The sequence below is a fragment of the Pandoraea sp. ISTKB genome (assembly GCF_001721285.1).
Lineage (GTDB): Bacteria > Pseudomonadota > Gammaproteobacteria > Burkholderiales > Burkholderiaceae > Pandoraea > Pandoraea capi.
In genome coordinates this window covers 1-23,316 of the sequence record NZ_MAOS01000053.1, presented here as the reverse complement: position 1 = coordinate 23,316, position 23,316 = coordinate 1, and the positions used below count along the sequence as shown (strand labels likewise).

Sequence of the window (23,316 nt, the reverse complement as noted above, 5' to 3'; positions counted from 1 at the left end):
ACCCGGACGACGAGGCGTCCGGGCCTTTTTCCTTCCGTGAAGCGCGGCGAGCGCTTATTGCTCGCGAATCCAGGTCTGCGTGCGACCCAGCAACGTGACGCCGATATAGCCGCGCACATCGAGCTTCTTGCCGCCGTCGATCACGGTCAGTTTGCACTTGTAATCCTTGCCGTTCTCGGGATCGAGAATGTAGCCACCGGAATACTCGTCGCCGTCTTTCTTGATGCCGCGAATGATCTGCATGCCGAGCATCTTCTGCCCCTTGCGGGCATCCGTGCATTTATCGCAAATCCGCTCGGGGTCATCGTTGGCGCCGAGGCCCTTGGTGATCACGCCGACGTACTCGCCGTCTTTCTCCGAGATCGTGACGAGGGCTTTCGGCTTGCCCGTACTGTCGTCGATGGTCTTCCACACGCCGACCGGCGAATTCTCATCGGCCGCCAGCGCAGCCTTTGCCACACCACCCAGCAACGCCACTGCGACGAGCGCGTGAGCACCCAGACGTCGCCACGACGTCGCGTTCGAAATCTGCATCATGATTGTCATCCTCCCAGATACGGAATTGATTGTCGTAGGACTCACCATGCGCACAGCGTCGGCATCACAACGGCTGAAATGCCGGGTTTTTCGCGCGTGAGTCGCTTTGAAGATTACGCCAAAGGCGTGACGCCGTGCTGAGGAAGTCCTCTAGCTTGTGCAGGCCGGTTCAGGTGCCTGCGCAGGCTTCGGCGCCGCGCGATCCGTTGGGAGATGGGATTACTGCTCGCGAATCCAGGTCTGGGTGCGACCTAGCAGGGAGATGCCGAAATAGCCTCGAACTTCGAGCTTCTTGCCACCGTCGACGACCCGCATCTTGCAGCCGTATTCGCTGCCGCTGTCCGGATCAAGAATTTTCCCACCGACGTATTCGTCGCTGTCGGCGTCCCTGTGCAATCCGCGAATGATTTGCAGCCCCTGAAGCTTCTTGCCGCGGCGCCAGTCGGTGCACTCGGTGCAACGGCGCTCCAGCCCGTCGGGCCGTCCAAGACTCCGGGTCAGCGCACCGACGATTTCACCGTCTTTCTCGGAAATGGTGATGAGCGCCTTCGGATCGCCGGTCTCATCGACGATGCGCCAGACGCCCACTGGCGACGGCATGTCCGTGGACGCCATGGCGACGAGCACATGGCCCGTCAGCATGACTGCTACACACAGGCGTCGCCAGGACACCACATTCAGAATCGCATTCAAGATTGCTACCGGATACGAGGGATGATGCAAAGGCCGACAGCGGCGGAAATTACAGCGGTGGCAAGGCAATCGCCGTGAGACGCCACTGCACGAGGTTACGGCGTGTAAGCGTGAACGTCACCACCCGCTCGGGACGATCGCTGCGCGAAACGTGCACGAGGAAATGGTTGAAGTCCTGGAACTCGGTACGCGTTGTCGTGCGTGCGGTATTGGGCGCCGGCTGGCCCTCAGGCGGCGTCGCCGCGCCGCTGTTCGTCTGCGGTGCCGGCGCGGCCGGCGGTGCGCTCGCCTCGGCCTGTGGCGGTATCACGTCGCGCGGTTCGGGGGCGCCCGGTGCGGGTGGCAGGCCGGTGCTGTCGCCACGCAGCATGGCAGCGACCGCCTCCGGCGTGAGCAGCGCCTCCACCACACGATCCGACACCCAGCCGCCGAGGGCCAGTGCCAGCGCGCCAAAAGCGTTACCGCGTTGTTTATCCATCTGACGCGAAAGTTCGTCGTGCAGGCTCGTTTTCAGGCTTTCGCGTACGGCCGGGTAATCGACATACGAAGAAAGCGCGGTCGCATCACGCGCGTTGGCCGCGTCGCGGGCTCGCCACAAGGTGTAATACGGCGTACCGAAGAGCAGGCCGAGTACCACGACCAGCGCCAGCACAACCACAGAAAGCTTACGCATTGCAAGACTCCGTCAATCAAAACTGCGCATGGTAGGCGACGTACGACAACACGCCCCCATCGGCTTACATTGCTTTACAAATCTTTACAGCACACAAGCCGCCGCCCTTTTAATCTCGAAGCGTAGCCGCAATCGTGCGTGATTGTCATGACAGACCCCAAGTCCCTCGCCTACCCGGCAGGTGCGACTTGCGCGCGAGGGGCGGCAATTCAGGGCAGTTCAACCGACAAGGAGGTGGCACCATGCGTCACACCCGACTTGTCCGGATGCTGTGTTTCGTCATGCTGGCCGGTGCGTCTCTGGGCGCCACGGCCCAATCGTCGTCGAACAGCCGTTTTTTCCAGGGCTGGTTCGCGCAAGGTGCCGAACGTCCGAACGGACGCGGCGATACCCATGGCGGCGCACGGTCTGGACCGTCTCGGCCGCAACCCCAGGAGGTGCGACCTCAGGGCGATCTGCGCGGTGATATTTACACCCACATCCGCGAACAGCGACAGCCCCCCCCCCCTCCGCCCGCCTCGGACTCGCGCCAGCGAGGACGTGGGGACCGGGGGCGCTAGCAGCTTGCTGGCCCCCTGAAGGGTCAAACGAGAATCACCTGAGGGCCACCCGGAGTGCCCGGGTCGCCCTCAGCGCCATTCACCTCGTCAGGTGAGCGACGTATCCACCACACGCCGGGGCGCTTCGAGATATTCCAGCGACTGCATCTCCACGAGACGCGATACCGTGCGCGTGAATTCGTTGGACAGCGTGCCTTCCGTGTACAACTCCTCGGCGGGCACTTCGGCCGACATCAGCAACTTGACCTTGTGGTCGTAGAAGACGTCGACGAGCCACGTGAAACGACGCGCTTCCGACGCCATGCGCGGCGTCATCTTCGGCACGTCGGAGAGCACCACTGTGTGGAAGCGGTTCGCCAGTTCCAGATAATCGTTCTGCGAGCGCGGCCCACCGCACAGCGTGTGGAAGTCGAACCACACGACACCGCCCGCACGGCGCAGCGCCTTCAATTCGCGCTGCTCGATATGCAGCAGCGGGCTCTCGTCCGGCACACCGGCAATCTCGCTGAACGCCGCACGCAACGCCCGGTTCGCTTCATTGCCCAGCGGGTAGTGATAGACCTGCACTTGCGCCAGCGTACGACGGCGGTAGTCGATACCCGCGTCGACGTTGAGCACGTCGAGCTTCTCTTCGAGCAAACGGATGGCGGGCAACACGCGGTCGCGGTGCAGGCCATCGGGGTACAGCGTGTCGGGACGGTAATTCGACGTCATCACGAACTGCACACCGTTCTTGAACAGCTCGGCGAGCAAGCGGTGCAGGATCATGGCATCGGCCACGTCGGACACGTGAAATTCGTCGAAACAGATCAGGCGATAGCGTTTCGCGATGCGCTTGGCCAGTTCGTCCAGCGGATCGGGCAATCCCTTGAGCGCCTGCAACTGATGGTGCACTTCACGCATGAACTCGTGGAAGTGCAGACGCGTCTTGCGCTGCAACGGCACCACCGAGTAGAAGCTGTCCATCAGGAAGCTCTTGCCGCGACCCACGCCGCCCCACAGATACACGCCCTTGGGCAGATCGGGGTGAACGAGCCACTTCTTGAGCGCGTTCGAGCGCCTCGACTTGTAAGCCGCCCACTCGTCGTAGCATTGCTGCAGACGCTCGACGGCGCGCTCCTGTGCCTCATCGGGCTTGTAGCCGCGCGTGGCCAATTCTTGTTGGTAGTATTCGCGAACGTTCATGCAGTGCGGCGACGAACCCGCGCCGGGGGGCATAGGAAATCAGGAAAAAACAAAGGCGAGTTGCCTCGCCTTTGTTCGTACAGGTAAGCGAAAAGCGGCTTACTTGTTCAGTGCACGCTTCTCGACATCGAGGGCGGCTTCACGCATCACTTCCGACAGCGACGGGTGCGGATGGCAGATACGGCCGATGTCTTCCGACGCAGCCTTGAACTCCATTGCCACGACAGCTTCGGCGATCAGGTCCGACGCGTTCAGGCCGATCACGTGCACGCCGAGGATTTCGTCGGTCTTGGCGTCTGCCAGCACCTTCACGAAACCGTCCGACGAGCCCATGCCCAGCGCACGGCCGTTGGCCGCGAACGGGAACTGGCCCGGCTTGAACTCACGGCCTTCGGCCTTCAGTTGCTGCTCGGTCTTGCCGACCCATGCGATTTCCGGCGAGGTGTAGATCACCCACGGAATGCAGTTGTAGTCGATGTGCGGCTTCTGACCGGCGATGACTTCGGCCACCAGCACGCCTTCGTCTTCGGCCTTGTGCGCGAGCATCGGGCCACGCACCACGTCACCGATCGCGTACACGTTCGGCAGCTTGGTACGGCAGTGGTCGTCCACGGGAATGAAGCCGCGCTCGTCGGTCGCCAGACCGATGTTGCCCAGACCCAGGTTGTCCGTGTTCGGCACGCGACCGACCGACACGATCAGGCGATCGACTTCGAGCGCGTGCTCCTTGCCGTCCTTGTCCGTGTAGTTGATCGTGACGTTGTTCTTGCCGGTCTTCACTTCGCCGACCTTCACGCCGACGTTGATGTCCAGACCTTGCTTCTTGAACTGCTTCTGCGCTTCCTTGGCGACGCCGGCATCGGCGGCAGCCAGGAATTCCGGCATGGCTTCGAGCACCGTGACTTCGGCACCCAGACGACGCCACACCGAACCCAGTTCCAGACCGATCACGCCAGCGCCGATCACGCCCAGCTTCTTCGGCACGGTGTCGAACGAGAGCGCACCTTCGTTATCCGAGATGAGCTTGTTGTCGACCGGCATGCCCGGCAGGTGACGTGCCTTCGAACCCGTGGCGATGATCACGTTCTTGGCGGTGACCACTTCCTTCGGATCTTCCGGCTTCGGCGGCGTCACTTCGATCTGGTAGCCACCATCGCTCTTGGCCTTGAGTTCACCATGGCCCTTGAGCCACGTGATCTTGTTCTTCTTGAACAGGAACTCGATACCGCCCGTCATCTTGTCGACGATACCTTGCTTGCGCGTGAGCATCTTCGCGATGTCGATCTTGACATCCGACGTGGTGATACCGTGATCGGCCAGATGATGACCGACCTTTTCGAATTCTTCCGACGACGCGAGCAGTGCCTTCGACGGAATGCAACCGACGTTCAGGCACGTACCGCCCAGCACCATCTTGCCGGCCGGGTTGGTCCACTTTTCGACGCAAGCGACGCTGAAACCGAGTTGAGCAGCGCGGATAGCGGCGATATAACCGCCGGGGCCTGCGCCGATAACGACGACATCAAATTCTTTATTTGCCATTTTGAGACTCAGTGAGGGTTGACGGCAGGGGGAGGCGCGGCGCGCCGGTCACATCGAGCATGACCGGACGACACCGCGCAGTGCGCGCTAACGCTTACAGGTCGAGCAGCAGGCGGGCCGGATCTTCCAGCGCTTCCTTCATCGCGACGAGGCTCAGCACGGCTTCGCGACCGTCGATGATACGGTGGTCGTAGCTCATGGCGAGGTAGTTCATCGGACGGATGACGATCTCGCCGTTTTCCACGACGGCACGGTCCTTCGTGGCGTGCACGCCCAGAATGGCCGACTGCGGCGGGTTGATGATCGGGGTCGACAGCATCGAGCCGAACACACCACCGTTCGAGATCGAGAACGTACCGCCGGTCATTTCTTCGATCGACAGCTTGCCGTCGGCAGCCTTCTTGCCGTACTCGGCGATCTTCTTCTCGATGTCGGCCAGGCTCATCTGGTCGGCATTGCGCAGGATCGGCACCACCAGACCACGGGGCGAACCGACAGCGATACCGATGTCGAAGTAGCCGTGGTAGACGATGTCGTTACCGTCGATCGAGGCGTTCACGGCCGGGTACTTCTTGAGTGCGTGCACAGCGGCCTTGACGAAGAACGACATGAAACCCAGCTTCACGCCGTGTTCCTTCTCGAACTTGTCCTTGTACTTGTTGCGCAGATCCATCACCGGCTTCATGTTGACCTCGTTGAACGTGGTCAGAATGGCGTTGGTCTGTTGCGATTGCAGCAGGCGCTCGGCGATACGGGCGCGCAGACGCGACATCGGCACGCGCTGTTCCGGACGGCCTTCCAGCGACTGGTCACGGCCAGCCGGGGCAGAGACCGACGGCAGTGCGGCACGTTGTGCCGGCGCCGGGATCGACGAAGCAGCAGCAGCGGGCTTGGCGCCAGCGGCCAGGGCGTCGCCCTTGGTCACGCGGCCGTCACGGCCCGAACCGGCGACATCACCGGCCGACAGGTTCTTCTCGGCCAGCACCTTGGCAGCGGCCGGGCTGGCGATGTTGCCCGAAGCACCACCGGCTGCGGGGGCAGCGGCCGGGGCAGCAGCGGCAGCCGGCGCAGCGGCTTCAGCCGGCTTGGCGGCGACCGGCGCAGCAGCGCCTGCCTTGGCTTCGGTGTCGATCTTGGCAATGATTTGTTCCGACGTCACGGTGTCGCCGGCATTGGCCGACACTTCGACGAGCACACCAGCCGCCGGGGCCGGCACTTCGAGCACGACCTTGTCGGTCTCGACTTCAATGATGGTTTCGTCCTGAGCGAATGCTTCGCCGACTTTCTTCTTCCAGTCGAGCAGCGTGCCTTCGGAAACCGACTCGGAAAACTGGGGGACTTTAACTTCTACGATGGCCATTTCTGGATCCTGGATTCGATAAACGTTCAATTCGGAAATACGGCAGCGGCCGTCCCTGGGGGAGGACGACCGCTGTAAGACCTAACCGGTTACTGCACCACAGTCGCGCCCTTCACGCTGCGACCGAAAGCGGTATCGAGCAGCGACTTGAGCTGTTCGTAGTGCTTGGCGTAGTAGCCCACCGCAGGCGAGGCCGATGCCGGGCGACCGGCGTATGCCAGTTTCTGACCGGCGCTCATGGCTTCGAGCAGGTGGTGTTCGATGTAGAACCACGGACCTTGGTTTTGCGGTTCGTCCTGGGCCCACACCACTTCGGTGAGGTTGTCGTACTTCTTCAGCTCGGCCTGGAACGCCTTGTGCGGGAACGGATAGATTTGTTCCACACGGACGATTGCAACGTCGTTCGACTTCTCTTCACGACGGCGAGCAATCAGGTCGTAGTACAGGCGGCCCGAGCAAGCGATGACACGCTTGACCTTGTTGGCATCGATCGTAGCGTCGGTTTCGCCGATGACGGTCTGGAAACCGCCCTTGACGAGTTCCGACAGCTCGCTCACAGCTTCCTTGTGACGCAGCAGCGACTTCGGCGTGAACACGATCAGCGGCTTGCGCTGCTGACGGATCATCTGACGACGCAGCACGTGGAAAATCTGTGCCGGCGTGGTCGGCTGAACCACTTCCATGTTCGTATCGGCGCACAGTTGCAGATAGCGTTCCATGCGTGCCGACGAGTGCTCCGGACCCTGGCCTTCGTAGCCGTGCGGCAGCAGCATCGTCAGGCCCGAGACGCGACCCCACTTCACTTCACCGCTCGAGATGAACTGGTCGATCACGACCTGTGCACCGTTGGCGAAGTCGCCGAACTGGCCTTCCCACAGCACCATCGTGTTCGGCTCGGCGGTCGAGTAACCGTATTCGAAGCCCAGCACAGCCTCTTCGGACAGCACCGAGTCGATGACCGTGAAGTTGGCCTGACCGTCTGCCACGTGTTGCAGCGGGGTGTACGTACCGTCGTTCCAGCGCTCACGATTCTGATCGTGCAGCACGGCGTGGCGGTGCGTGAACGTGCCACGGCCGGCATCCTGGCCGGTCAGGCGCACGGCGAAGCCCGAAGCCACCAGCGAAGCGTAGGCGAGGTGTTCGCCCATACCCCAGTCGAGCGGCTGCTCGCCCTTGCCCATCTTGCGACGGTCGTTGATGACCTTCTCGACGAGCGGGTGAACCTTGAAGTTCTCCGGGATCGTCGTAATACGATCGGCCAGTCGCTGGATTTCGTTGAGCGGCACGGCCGTATCGGCCTTGTCGACGTACTTCTTGTTCAGGAACGGCACCCAGTCCACGGCGTACTTGCTCTTATAGTTCGAGAGCACCGGGTCGATCGTGTGGTGACCGTCGTCCATGGCCGAACGGTAGGCCTTCACGAAGCCGTCGCCTTCTTCGGCGGTGATCACGCCTTGCGTGACCAGCTTCTCGACGTACAGCGCGCGCGTGCCCGGGTGTTGGGCAATCTTCTTGTACATCAGCGGCTGCGTGACCGCCGGGGTGTCCTGCTCGTTGTGACCCAGCTTGCGGAAGCAAACGATGTCGACGACGGCATCCTTCTTGAATTCCTGACGGAATTCGAGGGCCAGTTGCATGGCCAGCACCACGGCTTCCGGATCGTCGCCGTTCACGTGCAGCACCGGCGCTTCGATCATCTTGACCACGTCCGAGCAGTACGTCGTCGAACGGGCGTCACGCGGATCTGACGTGGTGAAGCCGATCTGGTTGTTGATGACGATGTGCACCGTGCCGTGCGTGCCATAACCACGCGTTTGCGCGAGGTTCAGCGTTTCCATCACGACGCCCTGACCTGCGAAGGCGGCATCGCCGTGCACTTGCACAGCCAGCACGCTGGCCGCGTCGGCTTCGCCGCGACGGTCCATACGGGCCTTGGCCGAACCTTCGACCACCGGGTTCACGATTTCCAGGTGCGACGGGTTGAACGCCAGCGACAGGTGGACCGGACCGCCGGTCGTCGAGACGTCGCTCGAGAAGCCCTTGTGGTACTTCACGTCACCGGCCGGCAGGTCGTCGACGTGCTTGCCTTCGAATTCGGCGAACAGGTCCGACGGCATCTTGCCGAGGGTGTTGACCAGCACGTTCAGACGGCCGCGGTGGGCCATGCCGATCACGATTTCCTGCACGCCCTTGCCACCGGCGTGGTGGACGAGCTCGTCCATCGCCACGATGAACGATTCGCCGCCTTCGAGCGAGAAGCGCTTCTGGCCGACGAACTTGGTGTGCAGATAACGCTCGAGGCCTTCAGCAGCCGTCAGGCGTTCGAGGATGTGCTTCTTCTTTTCAGCGGTGAAGTTGGGCGTGGCACGCACCTTCTCCAGACGCTCTTGCCACCAGCGCTTTTGCACCGGATCGCTGATGTACATGTACTCGGCGCCGATCGAGCCGCAGTACGTGTCGCGCAGCGCCTTGAGCAGATCGCGCAGGCTGGCTTGTTCGAAACCGAAGTACGTGTTCTCGGCCGAGTACACGCTGTCCATGTCGGCTTCGGTCAGGTCGTAGAACGCGGGTTCCAGTTCCGGAATGGCCGGACGTTCCTGACGCTTGAGCGGGTCCAGATTGGCCCAGCGTGCGCCGAGGAAGCGGTAGGCAGCGACGAGCGACTGCACGTGCACCTGCTTGCGGGCAACGGCCAGGTCGGACGCGCCGGCATGCGACACGAAGGCATTGGCCTTGGCGCGCTGGGCGAACGACTCCACGATCGGGGCGTGAGCCACGTCGTTGGCGTTGGAACCATCAACAGCGGGAACGTTTTGCAGCGCGTCGAAATACTGGCGCCAGTTGTCCGGCACGGAAGCCGGATTATCAAGATACGATTCGTACAGTTCTTCGACGTAGGGGGCATTGCCGCCGAAGAGGTACGAGTTCGCTTGGAATTGTTCCATCAAACTCATTTTGCGCTCACCTTTTCTACGAGTGTCTCGAGAAATAGCGGGTTACGAAACCTTCCGCGACACGGCCTGACCGATTAGCGGATTGCGAGAATCAAGTGGTGCTTGGAAGGACCTGATCAATCACGGCGAGGAGCATAGCACGTTTTCCCAGCAGTCACCGACCCGGAAAGCCGTCACACGGGGACTTGCGGGGTGTCCGCCGCATGGGTCGCATTTCTGCGCCGCCGACCTTCAAAAACGCCGCACGCCTCGCCGCGATCATGCGCGCATCCGACCCCGATTTCACCTCACCTGCCCCCGATTGGCCCGCGAACACGCCGTCATCGCGCGAGCTTCCCGCGTATTTCTGTTACGCCTCAAAGTGCACTTTTTCCTGGATCAGCCATGCTCATATGGAAAATTAATATATGAATCTTGAATGTCATTATTTTAATTTCTAAAGACGAATCACGATGCGGCGAGCCTGTCTTCGAGGACGGTGAAGGCATGCCGCAGAAACGACGAAGCCCCGGCACAAATATGCCGGGGCTTCTCAGTCATTCAGACGGCGGACGTTCGCCGGGCACTGCCGAAACGATGATCAGTCGTTACTTCCCGCGTAAGGCACGAGGCAGCGCTTGACCGTCTTCTCATAGTCTCGCGAGAGGTTGCTGCCGGGCGTTTCGAAATACTGGATCCGTGCACCGAAGCCGCCCTGCGCGATGTCGACGTACGGGTTGTACGTGGCCTGCCCGGCCTTGTCGGGACCGGCATATACGCGCACGCGATCCCAGCCGTCACGCGCATACGACGTTGAATCGACGTTCGGCGATAGCTCGCCCCAGCCGTGATAGATACAGTTGAGCACCATGAAACGGTCTGCGCTGGTGCCTTGGTCGAGCAGTCGCCCCGTTGCCGGGTCGGGCCGGCTCATCTGATTGATCGGGCCGCAACCGGCCAAACCAGCCATTACGCCGGTCAGCACTGCCATCGTCGCCATCAGCGCCACTCGCTTCATACTTCGACATCCTCAACTGAGAAAAAGATGGGCAATGTTACCCGGTTCGGCGCGCCACCGCCATGAACACGCCCATCCGATGCCTTCCCGGGGATACCATCGCAACGCGCTTTGCCGACAACGCCGGCCATCCCGAAAGTGCGCTTCCAGCCTCTCGCTGCGAGACAACTCAGGCAGCCAGCGACAATGTCGAGCCACCCACCGAGTGCAAGGCCGGACGGCGCGCGCCGCCCGCCACCGTGCCCTCGTCTCCCAGACGGAAACGCGCCATTTCCTCGCGAAGGGCATTCGTCTGATCCTCCAGCGACGCCGCGGCCGCCGCGGCCTGCTCTACCAGTGCCGCGTTCTGCTGCGTGACGGTGTCCATCTGCGTGACGGCCTGATTCACCTGCTCGATCCCGCCGCTCTGCTCGTCGGACGCCGCCGAGATCTCGCCCATGATGTCGGTCACGCGTTGCACGGCCTGAAGAATCTCGTCCATCGTGCGGCCCGCTTCCGTGACCAGCGACGAGCCGTCGGCCACCTTCTGCGCCGACGCCTCGATCAGTCCCTTGATTTCCCGCGCTGCCGTCGCGCTGCGCTGCGCCAGCGTGCGCACCTCGCCTGCCACCACGGCGAAGCCGCGTCCCTGCTCGCCGGCGCGAGCCGCTTCCACTGCCGCGTTGAGCGCCAGGATGTTGGTCTGGAACGCAATGCCGTCGATGACCGCGATGATGTCCACGACCTGCGACGAACTCGTCGAAATGCCCTGCATCGTATCGACCACACGCGCCACGACCTGACCGCCGCGCGCAGCGATGTCCGACGCGTTCACGGCCAACTGGCTGGCCTGCCGCGCGTTGTCCGCGTTCTGCTTGACGGTGGCCGTCAACTGCTCCATCGACGACGCCGTCTCCTCCAGCGACGCTGCCTGCTGCTCGGTACGTGCCGACAAGTCGGTATTGCCCGCCGAAATTTCTGCGGTGGCGGTCGCCATCGCGTCGCAGCTATGACGCACGCCGCGAATCGTGCCGGCCAACCGGGATTGCATCGTCTCCAGCCCGCGCATGAGCATCGACATCTCGTCCTTGCCGCGCACTTGCACCGGGTTGTCGAGCTGACCGGCGGAGATGTGCTCGAAATGCGTCAGCGCTTCGTTCAGCGGACGCATGATCGCGCCCCGCAAGGAGAAATAGCAGGCGATGGCCATGAGCACGCCCAATACCGTCGCCCCGATGCTCAGCCAGCGAAACGCCATGAGCTCGGTCATCGACGCCTCATAGGTGTCGTGTCCCAGCTTCATTTTGTACGCGGCCAACGCGTCGCTCGCGCTCGTGAGCGTGGCGTACTGTTTCGGCAGGACGTTCATGGTGAGCTCGTCCATCGCGGTGCGGTCGCGGGCATCGATGGCGGCGAGCATCGGATCCATGCCCTGATCGAAGAACGCGGCGCGGCGCGTGGCAACCTCGTCTGCCAGACGCTGTTCCTCGGCACCGTGCGGCAGGGCCTGATACGCCACCCATGCCGCGTTCGCCTCCTTGATCATGCCGCGTGCGCGCGCGGCGACCTTGTCGGCATCCGGCGATTCGGGATGGAGGACCACCCGATCGAGAATGGCGCGAGTGCGTGCGAGCGTGGCGTTGTCTTTGCCGAGCGCCACCGTGGCGGCCAGATGATTGGCGTAAGTCTCGCGCAGCGCATCGCCGGTGCGTGTCATGCCGGCAATGCCCAATGCGCCCAGCAGAATCAATAAAACAGCCAACAGCGCCATGGTGATGCCAAGGCGCGCCTTGATCGAAAAGCTTCGAAACATGCTGTCGTCTCCGTCTTACGTAATGGGTATCTCACCCCTGTCCGGCCTCTAGCGGGCCGGTCATACTTGTCACATCGGCGTTTCGCACGCCAGACTTGAGCATCCTGCGGGTTTACGTGCCTTCAGGCCAAGATGTCGGTGCGCTCTGGATTGATTGATATCAACAGATTCGCGTCCGGGATGTACGGATGGCGACGTGTTGCGGACCGAAACGAAAGTCCCGGGGTGCGCCGGAAAATCGGCACTGAAGGACCGCGCAATGCTGCGGGTGACTTGGGGGGAGCCTGCGAGATCTTATTACGTTTTTTATATATACATTCAATATATTCGAATCATGATCGAAGGACTTGAGAAACTGTTGGCCGCCGGCAAAGACAATGCGCTGCTGCGTTTTGGTCTGGGCAAGGCGTATCTCGACGCACAAAACTATGCGATCGCCGCTGAGCATCTGACGCAGTGCGTGGCGTTCGATCCCACCTATACCGCGGCGTGGAAGCTGCTCGGCAAGGCGCGTCAGGGCGCTGGCGATACCGAAGGCGCGCGCGACGCCTGGACACGCGGCATTACCGCAGCGCAGGCCCACGGTGACCGGCAAGCCGAAAAGGAAATGACGGTTTTTCTCAAACGGCTGGGCTGAATTCGCACGCTGTGACAGCTCGGTCTCACTGAATCGGCGAGTCCGCAGTCAGCGTGGTATCTTGCAGCCTGCCCTTAACAAGAGACTCGAACGCATCGAGCGTTCGGGACGCCACTCCAATGCCTGAGATCTCCACCTGGCTGGCCTTTGCCCTGGTCGCCATCGGCATGGCCCTGACGCCGGGACCGAACATGATGTATCTCATCTCGCGCTCGCTATGCCAGGGCCCCGCGGCCGGTCTGGTTTCGCTGGGTGGCGTAGCGCTCGGTTTCGTCTTCTATATGTTGTGCGCGGCGTTCGGTATCACGGCCCTGCTCTTTGCCATACCGTTTGCTTATGACGCACTGCGTATCGGCGGTGCGCTCTATCTGCTCTGGCTGTCGTGGCAGGCGCTCAAGCCGGGCGGCCGCTCGCCGTTCGAAGTCCGTACGCTGCCCAAAGACAGCAATCGCCGCCTTTTCACGATGGGCCTGCTGACGTCTGTGCTCAATCCGAAAATTGCGATGCTCTATCTCGCGCTGCTGCCCCAGTTCGTGCACCCCGAGCACGGCAGTGTGCTTACGCAGTCTCTGGCGCTCGGCGTCACGCAGATCGTGGCGAGCGTGGCGGTGAACGCCTCCATCGCGCTGTCTGCCGGCGCCATCTCCCGATTCCTCGGTCAACGCCCCGCGTGGCTGCGCATCCAGCGCTACCTCATGGGCGGCGTGCTCGGCGCACTGGCGCTGCGCATGGCGACCGAAGCCCGTCGCTGAACGTTCGCGACACCGTTACGCTGTCATCGATGGGTATTAGGTACGCGGTCACCGGGCGTTCTGCGAACGCCGGACGCCGACGTCGCTCTAACCCATCGCAGTTCGCCGCCCTCGTTGCGACCTCGCCCCTCCCATTTTTTTGGAGGGTGATGCCCCGGGCGTGGCATACTGCACCGATTTCGCCGCGCGGCGGGGATCCACGCAGCGCTAGGCCGGCCGGCCTGTTCCCATCCTGCATTTTTCGTTGGGTATGTCCTTGAAGCATTGTTTGCCGCCTCGTGCGCCGCATCACGCGCACCGTAAGTCCCCCGTCATCACGCAGCAGGCGCCGTCGCCGCACGCCGCCACGCCTTCCCTCCACGGTCTGCGACGCCAGCGCGGATTCGGCACGATTGCCGTCATCCTCGCCACGCTGGCCGGGCTGGCCGTTGTCGCGGCCCTGATCGTCGGCTATGCGCTGATCGTCATGCGACCGAATCTGCCGCCACTCGACGTGATCACCGACTATCGCCCCAAGGTGCCGTTGCGCGTCTACACCGCCGACAACGTGCTGATCGGCGAATTCGGTGAAGAACGCCGCAGTCTGGTGACCATCGATCAGATTCCCGACGTGATGAAAAAAGCGGTCCTCGCCATCGAGGATTACCGTTTCTACGATCACGGCGGTGTGGATTTCATCGGTATTCTGCGTGCCGGCGTGTCCGACGTTTTGCACGGCGGCGCCGCGCAAGGCGCCAGTACGATCACGATGCAGGTCGCGCGCAACTTCTTCCTTTCGCGTGAGAAGACGGCCACCCGCAAGATTTACGAAATGCTGCTCGCGTACAAGATCGAGTCCGCGCTGTCGAAGGACAAGATTCTCGAGCTGTACATGAACCAGATTTATCTGGGGCAACGTGCCTACGGTTTTGCCAGCGCAGCGCGCATCTATTTCGGCAAGGACCTCAAGGACATCTCGCTGGGCGAAGCTGCGATGCTCGCAGGTCTGCCCAAGGCGCCCTCCGCCTACAACCCGATCGTCAACCCCAAGCGCGCGAAGATTCGTCAGGAATACATTCTCAAGCGCATGCTCGATCTGGGCTACATCTCCCGCAATCAGTACGAAGACGCCCTGCATGAGCCGATTCGCACGCGCACGTCCGGCAACGAGTACAACGTGCATGCGGAGTACGTGGCCGAGATGGTGCGTCAGGCGGTGTACGACGAGTACAAGGACGACGCCTACACGCGCGGCCTGACGGTCATCACCACGCTCGACTCGAAGAAGCAGCAGGCTGCCTATGAAGCGGTACGCGCGGGCGTGCTCGATTACGAGCGCCGCCATGCCTATCGAGGCCCGGAGGGCTTCGTCGAACTGCCGGCAGCGATGCCCGATCGTCAGCAACTGATCGAAGACACGCTGCTCGAACACCCCGACAACGGCGATCTGGTCGCAGCCGTGGTCGTGGCGGCGAGCACGTCGCAAGTCACCGCCGTGCCGCTGTCGGGCGACGCCGCCGTGATCAACGGCGATGGCATCGGCTTCGCCGCCCCGGCACTGTCGCCCAAGGCCAGCGAGAAGGTTCGCATCCGTCCGGGCTCGATCATTCGCGTGATGAAGGATGCGCGCGGCAAGTGGCGCATCTCGCAGTTGCCGGAAGTGCAAGGCTCGCTCGTCTCGCTGGCACCGGACGACGGCGCGATCCGCGCGCTGATCGGTGGCTTCGACTTCAACCAGAGCAAGTTCAACCGAGCGACGCAGGCATGGCGTCAGCCGGGTTCGACCTTCAAGCCGGTGGTCTACTCGGCGGCGATCGAAAAGGGTGTGAGCCCGGCCACGATGGTGATGGACGGCCCGCTGAACCTGCCCCCGGCACAAACGGGCGGTCAGGCGTGGGATCCGCATGACGACGATGCTTTCAGCGGCCCCATGACCGTGCGCGAGGGTCTGCAACGCTCGAAGAACCTGGTGGCGATTCGTTTGCTGCAATTCGCCGGCACGCAGTACACCCAGGACTACGCCACGCGCTTCGGCTTCGACGCCGACAAGGTGCCGCCGTATCTGCCGATGGCGCTCGGCGCAGGACAGACCACGCCGCTGCAACTGGCGGGTGCGTATGCCGTGTTTGCTAACGGCGGCTACCGCGTAGCGCCGTACCTCATCAGCGAGATTCGCGATGCGCGCGGCAACGTGCTGAACAAGGCGACGCCGGTCGTCGCCGGCGTCAACGCCGCCCGCGCGATCTCCGCGCCGAACGCCTACATCATGAACAGCCTGCTGCAAACGGTGGCGCAACGCGGCACCGGCTCGGGCACGAACGTGCTCAAGCGCACCGACATCGGCGGCAAGACGGGGACGACCAACGACGCCGTGGACGGCTGGTTCGCCGGCTATCAGCGATCGCTCGTCGCCGTCGCATGGCTGGGCTTCGATCAGCCGAAGACCCTGGGCAGCCGCGAGTTCGGTGCGCAACTGGCGCTGCCGGTGTGGATCAAGTACATGGGCGTGGCACTCAACGGCGTGCCGCAGCAGCAAATGCCGATGCCTGAGGGCGTCAGCGTCGTGAACGGCGAGCTGTACGAGTCGGACAAGCTGCCCGGCAACGGTTTCGTCGCCAGCATCGGCATCGACGACAACAGTGGCGGCTTCTCGTTGCCGTTCTTCGGCAGCAACTCGCCGTCGCCGGCCGCCCCGCCGCCCGCTGCGGCGCAACCGCCCTCACCCGGCGGTACCGATGCCAGCGAAAAGGCGCGCATCCTCGATATGTTCAAGCATCCCTGAACCACTGACGAGACTACCGTCCTGAAGGACATGACGGCTCGTCAGCGCCGGGATTCCATGCCGCGGCCACCGATCAGGTGGCCGTTTTTGCATTCGCCGCCCCGCCAACGGCACCGAGCGCAAGAACGTACAAGCCTGCCCCGGACGTTACCGCTATGCTCGGGGTGCGACGTGCAATTCGCCAGGATTTTGCTCAGATTCGCGCCAATCCACTCAAGCCCAAACCCAGGAACGTCTCACCATGCCGGTTCTGTCCCGCACGGCAAGCTTTGCCGCAGGCGCCCGCGACACCTTGCCGATGATCGTCGGCGCGGCCCCGTTCGGCCTGATCTTCGGGGCGCTCGTCGCCACCACACCGCTCGCGCTGTGGCACGGCCAACTGATGTCGCTTTCCGTATTCGCCGGCTCCAGCCAGTTCATCGCTGCCGGTCTGTTTGCGACGGGCGTCGGCTACGCCGTGCTCTGGGCAACGACGCTGATCGTCAATCTGCGTCACATGCTGTACGCCGCCAATCTGCTGCCTCACGTCAAGCATCTGAGTCTGCGCTGGCGTGCACTGATGGGCTTTCTGTTGACGGACGAGACCTTTGCCGTCACCAGCAGTCACTTCCATCGCCACCCCGATGACCCGATGGGACACTGGTACTTCCTCGGTTCCGGCCTTTCGATGTACGTGAACTGGCAACTGTGGACGCTCGCCGGCCTGCTGTTTGGCGCCGCCTTCCCTCGCCTGCAAACGCTGGGACTGGATTTCGCGATGGTGGCCACGTTCATTGCGATCATCGTGCCGCAGATGGCGCGCATGCCGTGGGCCGTCGCAACCGTCGTCGCGGGCACGGCCGCGTATGTATGTCAGGGGCTGCCCTACAAGCTGGGCCTGCTGGTCGCGGTCGCGCTGGGCATCGCTGCGGGCATGCTCGCGCTGCATGCCAGACGTCGTGACGGTGCACGCCCGACGTCCGGCCCGAAGGCGGGCGAACCGGTTGAGCGCAACGCGTCGGACGACCGTTCCGGCATACGTGCAGAGGAAGTTTCCGCAGGAGCCACACAATGAACTACGTGCTGGCAATTCTCGGGATGGCGGCCGTGACGTTCGTGGTCAAAGCCAGCATCTTCGTGCTTGGCGATCGCGTGCGATTTCCGGAATGGCTGCGTGAGGCGTTGTCGTTCGTCCCCGTCACCGTACTGACCGCGATCATCGTGCCGATGACGCTCGCGCCGCATAGCAACGGTCTCGAACTGACGTGGCGCAATCCGCAACTCGTGGCGGCACTCGTGGCGATTGCCGTGTGCGCGGCCACGCGACATCAACTGCTCACCATCGGCGCGGGACTGGCCGTGTTTTTCGGCTGGCAGCTGGGTGTTCTCGGATAAGAAAAAAGCGCCTCGCGAGGCGCTTTTCTCATGTCTCGCCGGGCGCATCCGCCCGGCGTAACCGTCAGACGGTTCAGACAGTCACCGTGCCCAGCGTGCCTGCCCGGTAGGCCGCCACGAAGGCATCGAAGTCACCGACCTGCGTGCGTTCGAGTTCGGCCTGTGCGTCGAGCGACTTGCGCGCGAGCGTCTCGAAGTGATCGACCACGGCCGGATCGAGGGGCATGTCCCGCAGCGTTTGTGCGTGACGCTTGCTCTGCGCCAGCGAGAACGCCTGAAACGCACCGCCCTGCGTCCCTCGCAGCGGTTCGAGCGCCGCCATCACGCGGGCAGACGGCGTGAGCGATACGTCCTGCACCTTGGCACGTTGCAGCGCCATCGAGTGTGCGTAGTGCGCGCCGCCACGTTGTGCGTCGAACGCCGCCGCCGTGCGATCGATACGATCGAGCAGTTCCTCGGCCCAGTCGAACAGCGTGATCGCTTCGCCACCGCGATGCAGCACCAGCCCCGGCTTGCGACCTTCTTTCACGACATGCGCGAAGTTGTCGCGGTTTTCCATGTTCTCGGCGTTCGAGCACGACGGGCTGTTTTCCAGCGCGCAGAACAGCAGGAAGGCGTCGATGAAACGCGCCGTGTCGACGTCGATGCCCACCGGCTGGAACGGATCAATATCGACGCAACGCACTTCGACGTACTGAACACCGCGACGCGCCAGCGCCTGCACCGGACGCTCGCCGCTGTACGTCACCCGCTTCGGGCGGATCGTCGCGTAGAACTCGTTCTCGATTTGCAGCAGGTTCGTCGAGAGTTGAATCCACTCGCCGTCGCGCTTCGTACCGAGTGCCTCGTAGGCCGGATGCGGCTGGCTGACGGCTTGCGTGAGCGCATCGATATAGCTCGGCAGGCAGTCGTAGCAAGGCGAGACTTCCGATTGCGCGCTGTTCTGATAGCCGAGATCGCTCATGCGCAGGCTTGTGGCGTAAGGCAGACCGAGCGTGCCTTCGTCGTAAGCGTCGAGACCGTGATTGCGTCCGCGCAGGAACTCGGCGTGCAGCACCGGCGATGCCCCGAACAGATACATCAGCAGCCAGCTATAACGGCGGAAATTGCGGATGAGCGCCACGTAACGCGCCGACTGATAGTCGCGTGCGGACTCCTTCGCCCCTTCCGCTTCGCGCAGCAACTCCCACACCGGCTCGGCAAGCGAGAAGTTGTAGTGAATGCCGGCGATGCATTGCATCGGTTTGCCATAGCGCAGCGCCAGTCCCCGTCGATAGACATGCTTGAGCATGCCGATGTGCGACGTGCCGTAATCGGCAATGGGAATGACCGCCTCCGGCGGCAGCGCGGGCGGCATCGAATCGCTCCACAGCAGTTCTGCGCCGAGCTTGCGGTAGGCGAACTGATGGATTTCGTCGAGACGGGCGATGACATCGGCGGCGTCGCGTTGCGGCGGCGTAATGAATTCGAGCAGCGCTTCCGAGTAATCGGTCGTGATTTCTTCGTTGGTCAGGGCGGAGCCCAGCGCACGCGGATGCGGCGTCAGAGCGAGTGCGCCGTTGTCTTCGACACGCAGCGTTTCCCGTTCGATGCCCGACAGGCCCTGACCGAGCAGGTCGCGATGCGCCGGTTGCGTGAGAAGCGCGAGGCGCTGATCGAGCAACGCGTGAGCGTCAGATTGGCCGGCGTGAGCGGTGTGTTCGTTTTGACGATTCTGGTTTTCCAACTTCCATCCCTCTGGACAAGCGCAGTGCTTTGGCATGGCTGTCGCCGGCGGGACCATCGTGACGACTGAGAGAGTCACGATCGGTGTGGGCGTCGGCGACGAGCGGCATACGGAGGTCTACGGGGTGCCGACGGCAGCGGCACGACCACCGGAATCTGGACTCCGGAGGACGCGCACGATGCGCGGCACGGCGCGAATTTGGCCTGAGCATAACTGAAAACGCCAAACCGCGTCGGCCGCCTCCTCGGGTCCGCTTTTCGGGACGTCCGGACCATGCCGACATCGGTGGTGGGCTGACGATCCGTCCCGATATTGGCTTCAACCTCGGCCTCAACAAAGCGCAACGTCGGGTCCCCGAAAGGCCCACGAGGGCTTACGTCGAGCCTCAGTATCTGCCTGAGTCCGCCTGCGTGAATGCCGCATTGGCGGCGCACCGGCGCGCCTCGATACTGGCGTCATGATGAATACTCAATACCTCACCGATCTTCTGCCCCTGCTCGCGCTGGGCCTCGCAACCTTCCTGCTGGCCGGATTCGTCAAAGGTGTCATCGGGCTGGGCTTGCCGACGGTGGCCGTCGGTCTGCTCGGCCTCGCGATGCCGACCGCCGAGGCGGCGGCCCTGCTCATCGTGCCCTCGCTGGTCACCAACGTCTGGCAACTCCTGGCAGGCCCCCGCTTTGCCGCGTTGGCGAAACGCCTGTGGCCGATGCTCGCGGGTATCTGCGTCGGCACGTGGGCGGGCGGTGGCTGGCTCGCCAATGGCGGCAATCTGGCGGGCATGGCGTTGGGTGTCGCGCTGCTGGCTTATGCGGCGCTCGGGCTGGCGGCGGTGCGTCTGCAAGTCCCGAAAGCGTGGTCCGGTTCGCGCGTGAGTGCGCTCGGCGGCGGTATTGGCGTGATCACCGGATTGGTGACGGCGGCGACCGGTGTGTTCGTGATCCCGGCCGTGCCGTTCCTTCAGGCGCTCGATATCGACAAGGACGATCTCGTGCAGGCGCTGGGGCTGTCATTCACCGTCTCGACCATCGCACTGGCGGCCGGGCTGGCGCGCGACGGCATCTTCCATGGTCATGCCATCGGCGTATCGCTACTGGCGCTCGCTCCCGCACTTGGCGGCATGTTTTTCGGGCAGTGGGTGCGAAACCGCGTAAGCGCACCGGTGTTCCGCCGATGCTTCTTCGTCGGCCTCGCCATGCTCGGCGCTGAACTGGTGATTCAGCACATGCGTTGAACGACCTCGGCGACCTCGCTGACGGGGCAGCACTCCGGAGCGATGTGTGATGCGCCCATGTGGCTGCCTTCATGTGGCCGCGTTCATGCACTTTCGCCCGTACGACCATATGCCCTTTCGCGCCGCAAAGTTCTACGGCGCGCCCAATCCCTGAACCGGCGAATCGGGTCGCCGCAACTCACTTCAAGTCGGCGAAATCGACGTCCCAGAACTCCATATCGCGGCGCAGTTCGAGACTGCGCCCCTCCTCCGTGCGACGCAATTCCACGCGCCGGATCTTACCGGAGATCGTCTTCGGCAAATCGCAGAATTCGATGCGGCGAATGCGCTTGTACGGAGCGAGTTGATCGCGGCAGAAACGGAGAATGTCGAGCGCGAGTTTGTCGTCCGCCTGGAACCCGGAGCGCAGTGTCACGAAGGCCTTCGGCACGGCCAGCCGGACGGGGTCCGGGCTTGGCACAACACCGGCTTCGGCCACCGCCGGATGCTTGATGATTTCGCTCTCCAGCTCGAACGGGCTGATGCGATAGTCGGACGCTTTGAAGACATCGTCCGCGCGACCGACGTAAGTGAAATACCCCCGGTCATCACGCATGGCGACGTCGCCGGTGTGGTAATAGCCGTCTCGCATGGCGTCGGCGGTCTTCTCGGGATCATCTTCGTAGCCTTGCATCAGGCCGGTCGGACGCGGCGAGAGCACCAGCGCGACCTCGCCTTCGTCGGCCTCGTTGCCATCCGGATCGAGCAGCACGACGCGATACCCGGGCATGGGTCGTCCCATCGCACCGGCCTTGACGACCTGTCCCGGCGAGTTGCCGATCTGACAGCACGTTTCCGTTTGCCCGTAGCCGTCACGAATGGTGATGTTCCACGCGCGCCTGACCTGATCAATCACTTCGGGATTGAGCGGCTCGCCTGCGCCGATCAGCTCGCGGAATTTCACCGGGTGACGGGTGAGATCCTCCTGAATCATCATGCGCCAGACGGTAGGCGGCGCACACAGCGTGGTCACGCCACAGCGGGCTGCGGTCTCGAGGGCGGCACGCGCGTCGAAGCGGGAAAAGTTGTAGATGAAGATGGTGGCGCCGGCATTCCATGGTGCAAAGAAGCAGCTCCATGCGTGTTTCGCCCAGCCAGGCGAGCTGATGTTCCAGTGGACGTCGCCCGGCTGGAGGCCGATCCAGTACATGGTGGCGAGGTGACCGACGGGATAGCTCTGATGCGTATGGAGCACGAGCTTGGGACGCGAGGTCGTGCCGGACGTGAAGTACAGCAGCAGCGGATCGGTCGCGAGCGTGGCGCCCTCGGGCGAGAAGTGTTCCGGGGCGTCGTAGGCGGGAGCGAGCGATGTCCAGCCGTCGGGCGGGTGATCGCCGACGGCGATACGCTGATAGTCGCCGGGCAGATTCGCGAACTTGATGGCATCTCGCGACGTGGTGACGACATGGCGCACGCGGCCCCGTTCGAGTCGGTCCGTGAGATCGTTGGCGGCGAGCAGCGTTGTCGCGGGAATCATGACGGCGCCGAGCTTCATGCAGGCGAGCATGAGGTCCCACAGCTCGACCTGATTGGGCAGCATGAGCAGCACGCGATCGCCGCGGGCAACACCGTGTTCGCGCAGGAAGTTAGCGACGCGATTGGAGCGAGCCGACATGTCGGCGAAGGAGAGACGCGTTTCGCGTCCGTCTTCCTCGACGACCCATAGTGCCGGGGTGTCGTTGCCTTCTGCCTGGGGATCGAAGAAATCGAGTGCCCAGTTGAAGTGAGTGAGGACTGGCCAGCGAAAATCACGGTACGCCACGTCGTAATGGGCGCGCTGCGCGAGCAGCAGGTCACGTGCGTCGCCGAATCCCTGGGTGTGCGGCATCGCTTGTCTCCGAGCCTCATGGGCAATGGATATAGGCAGATTTCCATTATCGTGAGGCCTTCCGAATCCGACATTCGGGATAACCATCATGGGGAAGTCGAGCAGTGGAATAGCGGTCTTCGCGCGATAGACGGGACGTTGCGATGCGCGAAAAATGGAAGCGATTCAATGACTTGATGCGTGCGAGCGAAGCAGAAGCAAAAAAAGATGCGCCAGACGCGCACGTCCCCTATCTTTCCCGCAAAAAGCTCTGCTATAATCGCGTTCTTTCGAGCGATGTATCTCAACGACGCATCTCTCACGGGGCGTAGCGCAGCCTGGTAGCGTACCTGCATGGGGTGCAGGTGGTCGGAGGTTCAAATCCTCTCGCCCCGACCAGAATTGAAAAACCCGCACAGTCTTTGGCTGTGCGGGTTTTTTCATGGCGCTATTTTTTTGTGCAGGAAGGCTAGAATATTAGAAACTTTCTAATATTTCCGTGACCGCGTAGGAGTCCTACGCAGATTTCGGCGCGGGTGAGGCGCTCATTATTTGAGCATCTGGCAGCGTCACGAACGACCGCGCCTCATCGATCGAGCGCGCCGCCAGCCAGTCGTCGTAATCGTCGGGCCGGATGATGATCACCGACCGCTTCTCGCTTCCCGGTTTGTGGAAGCGCTTCATCAGCGGGTGGTT

The 23,316-nt window shown here is 62.8% G+C and carries 17 protein-coding genes, 1 tRNA gene and 1 pseudogene; 7 read left to right on the top strand and 12 right to left on the bottom strand.

What is annotated here, in order from left to right; genetic code table 11:
- Positions 1-54: 54 nt before the first annotated feature.
- The 9 genes from A9762_RS20345 to A9762_RS20305 all read right to left on the bottom strand — a co-directional run bounded on the left by A9762_RS20345 (position 55) and on the right by A9762_RS20305 (position 12,293).
- The gene (locus tag A9762_RS20345) at positions 55-537 is read right to left on the bottom strand and encodes a DUF2147 domain-containing protein (RefSeq protein WP_069343826.1); all 483 of its coding nucleotides are present in this window, start codon (positions 535-537) and stop codon (positions 55-57) included.
- 219 nt (positions 538-756) lie between these two features.
- Positions 757-1,137: a DUF2147 domain-containing protein gene (locus A9762_RS20340; RefSeq protein ID WP_240493647.1), complete on the bottom strand. Its 381-nt coding sequence runs from the start codon at positions 1,135-1,137 to the stop codon at positions 757-759.
- Positions 1,138-1,279: 142 nt separating this feature from the next.
- Positions 1,280-1,903 (bottom strand): DUF2939 domain-containing protein, encoded by a 624-nt coding sequence (locus A9762_RS20335; protein WP_069343824.1) that lies wholly within the window; start codon positions 1,901-1,903, stop codon positions 1,280-1,282.
- A gap of 647 nt (positions 1,904-2,550) precedes the next feature.
- Complete coding sequence (gene zapE, locus A9762_RS20330) at positions 2,551-3,648, bottom strand: cell division protein ZapE (RefSeq protein WP_069343851.1); 1,098 nt, start codon at positions 3,646-3,648, stop codon at positions 2,551-2,553.
- Between the two features lie 99 nt (positions 3,649-3,747).
- Positions 3,748-5,190: a dihydrolipoyl dehydrogenase gene (gene lpdA / locus A9762_RS20325; RefSeq protein WP_069343823.1), complete on the bottom strand. Its 1,443-nt coding sequence runs from the start codon at positions 5,188-5,190 to the stop codon at positions 3,748-3,750.
- Between the two features lie 94 nt (positions 5,191-5,284).
- Positions 5,285-6,550 carry a 2-oxoglutarate dehydrogenase complex dihydrolipoyllysine-residue succinyltransferase gene (odhB, locus tag A9762_RS20320; protein WP_069343822.1) on the bottom strand — a complete coding sequence of 422 codons (1,266 nt, stop codon included), beginning with the start codon at positions 6,548-6,550 and terminating at the stop codon, positions 5,285-5,287.
- Positions 6,551-6,639: 89 nt separating this feature from the next.
- Positions 6,640-9,495 carry a 2-oxoglutarate dehydrogenase E1 component gene (locus tag A9762_RS20315; protein WP_371443125.1) on the bottom strand — a complete coding sequence of 952 codons (2,856 nt, stop codon included), beginning with the start codon at positions 9,493-9,495 and terminating at the stop codon, positions 6,640-6,642.
- Between the two features lie 589 nt (positions 9,496-10,084).
- Positions 10,085-10,501, bottom strand: coding sequence for a hypothetical protein (locus tag A9762_RS20310; RefSeq protein WP_069343821.1), 417 nt, complete (start codon positions 10,499-10,501; stop codon positions 10,085-10,087).
- A 169-nt stretch (positions 10,502-10,670) separates the two neighbouring features.
- Positions 10,671-12,293, bottom strand: a complete 1,623-nt coding sequence (locus A9762_RS20305) for a methyl-accepting chemotaxis protein (RefSeq protein ID WP_069343820.1) — start codon at positions 12,291-12,293, stop codon at positions 10,671-10,673.
- 334 nt (positions 12,294-12,627) lie between these two features.
- Here A9762_RS20305 and A9762_RS20300 point away from each other — a divergent pair, with 334 nt between their 5' ends.
- From A9762_RS20300 to A9762_RS20280, 5 genes are all read left to right on the top strand, one after another.
- Positions 12,628-12,930: a hypothetical protein gene (locus tag A9762_RS20300; protein ID WP_069343819.1), complete on the top strand. Its 303-nt coding sequence runs from the start codon at positions 12,628-12,630 to the stop codon at positions 12,928-12,930.
- 119 nt (positions 12,931-13,049) lie between these two features.
- Positions 13,050-13,682 (top strand): LysE family translocator, encoded by a 633-nt coding sequence (locus A9762_RS20295; RefSeq protein ID WP_069343818.1) that lies wholly within the window; start codon positions 13,050-13,052, stop codon positions 13,680-13,682.
- Between the two features lie 250 nt (positions 13,683-13,932).
- A complete protein-coding gene (locus tag A9762_RS20290; protein ID WP_371443124.1) occupies positions 13,933-16,443 on the top strand; it encodes a penicillin-binding protein 1A in 2,511 nt (836 codons plus the stop codon).
- A 241-nt stretch (positions 16,444-16,684) separates the two neighbouring features.
- Positions 16,685-17,497 carry an AzlC family ABC transporter permease gene (locus A9762_RS20285; RefSeq protein WP_240493646.1) on the top strand — a complete coding sequence of 271 codons (813 nt, stop codon included), beginning with the start codon at positions 16,685-16,687 and terminating at the stop codon, positions 17,495-17,497.
- Positions 17,494-17,817: an AzlD domain-containing protein gene (locus tag A9762_RS20280; RefSeq protein ID WP_069343817.1), complete on the top strand. Its 324-nt coding sequence runs from the start codon at positions 17,494-17,496 to the stop codon at positions 17,815-17,817. Before A9762_RS20285 ends, A9762_RS20280 begins: the two co-directional genes overlap by 4 nt.
- A gap of 73 nt (positions 17,818-17,890) precedes the next feature.
- Here A9762_RS20280 and gshA read toward each other — a convergent pair whose 3' ends face one another.
- Positions 17,891-19,480: a glutamate--cysteine ligase gene (gshA, locus tag A9762_RS20275; protein ID WP_069343848.1), complete on the bottom strand. Its 1,590-nt coding sequence runs from the start codon at positions 19,478-19,480 to the stop codon at positions 17,891-17,893.
- Positions 19,481-20,000: 520 nt separating this feature from the next.
- On the opposite strand from gshA, the gene A9762_RS20270 reads away from it, so the two are divergent.
- A complete protein-coding gene (locus A9762_RS20270; RefSeq protein ID WP_083254137.1) occupies positions 20,001-20,774 on the top strand; it encodes a sulfite exporter TauE/SafE family protein in 774 nt (257 codons plus the stop codon).
- A 178-nt stretch (positions 20,775-20,952) separates the two neighbouring features.
- Here the strand turns inward: A9762_RS20270 and A9762_RS20265 are convergent, their stop codons facing one another.
- Positions 20,953-22,641: an AMP-binding protein gene (locus tag A9762_RS20265; protein ID WP_069343816.1), complete on the bottom strand. Its 1,689-nt coding sequence runs from the start codon at positions 22,639-22,641 to the stop codon at positions 20,953-20,955.
- A gap of 301 nt (positions 22,642-22,942) precedes the next feature.
- Between A9762_RS20265 and A9762_RS20260 the strand changes: the two genes are divergently transcribed.
- Positions 22,943-23,019: transfer RNA gene (locus A9762_RS20260), tRNA-Pro, on the top strand.
- Between the two features lie 117 nt (positions 23,020-23,136).
- On the opposite strand, the pseudogene A9762_RS28960 reads toward A9762_RS20260, so the two are convergent.
- A pseudogene (locus A9762_RS28960) lies at positions 23,137-23,316 on the bottom strand (hypothetical protein); the annotation flags it as partial.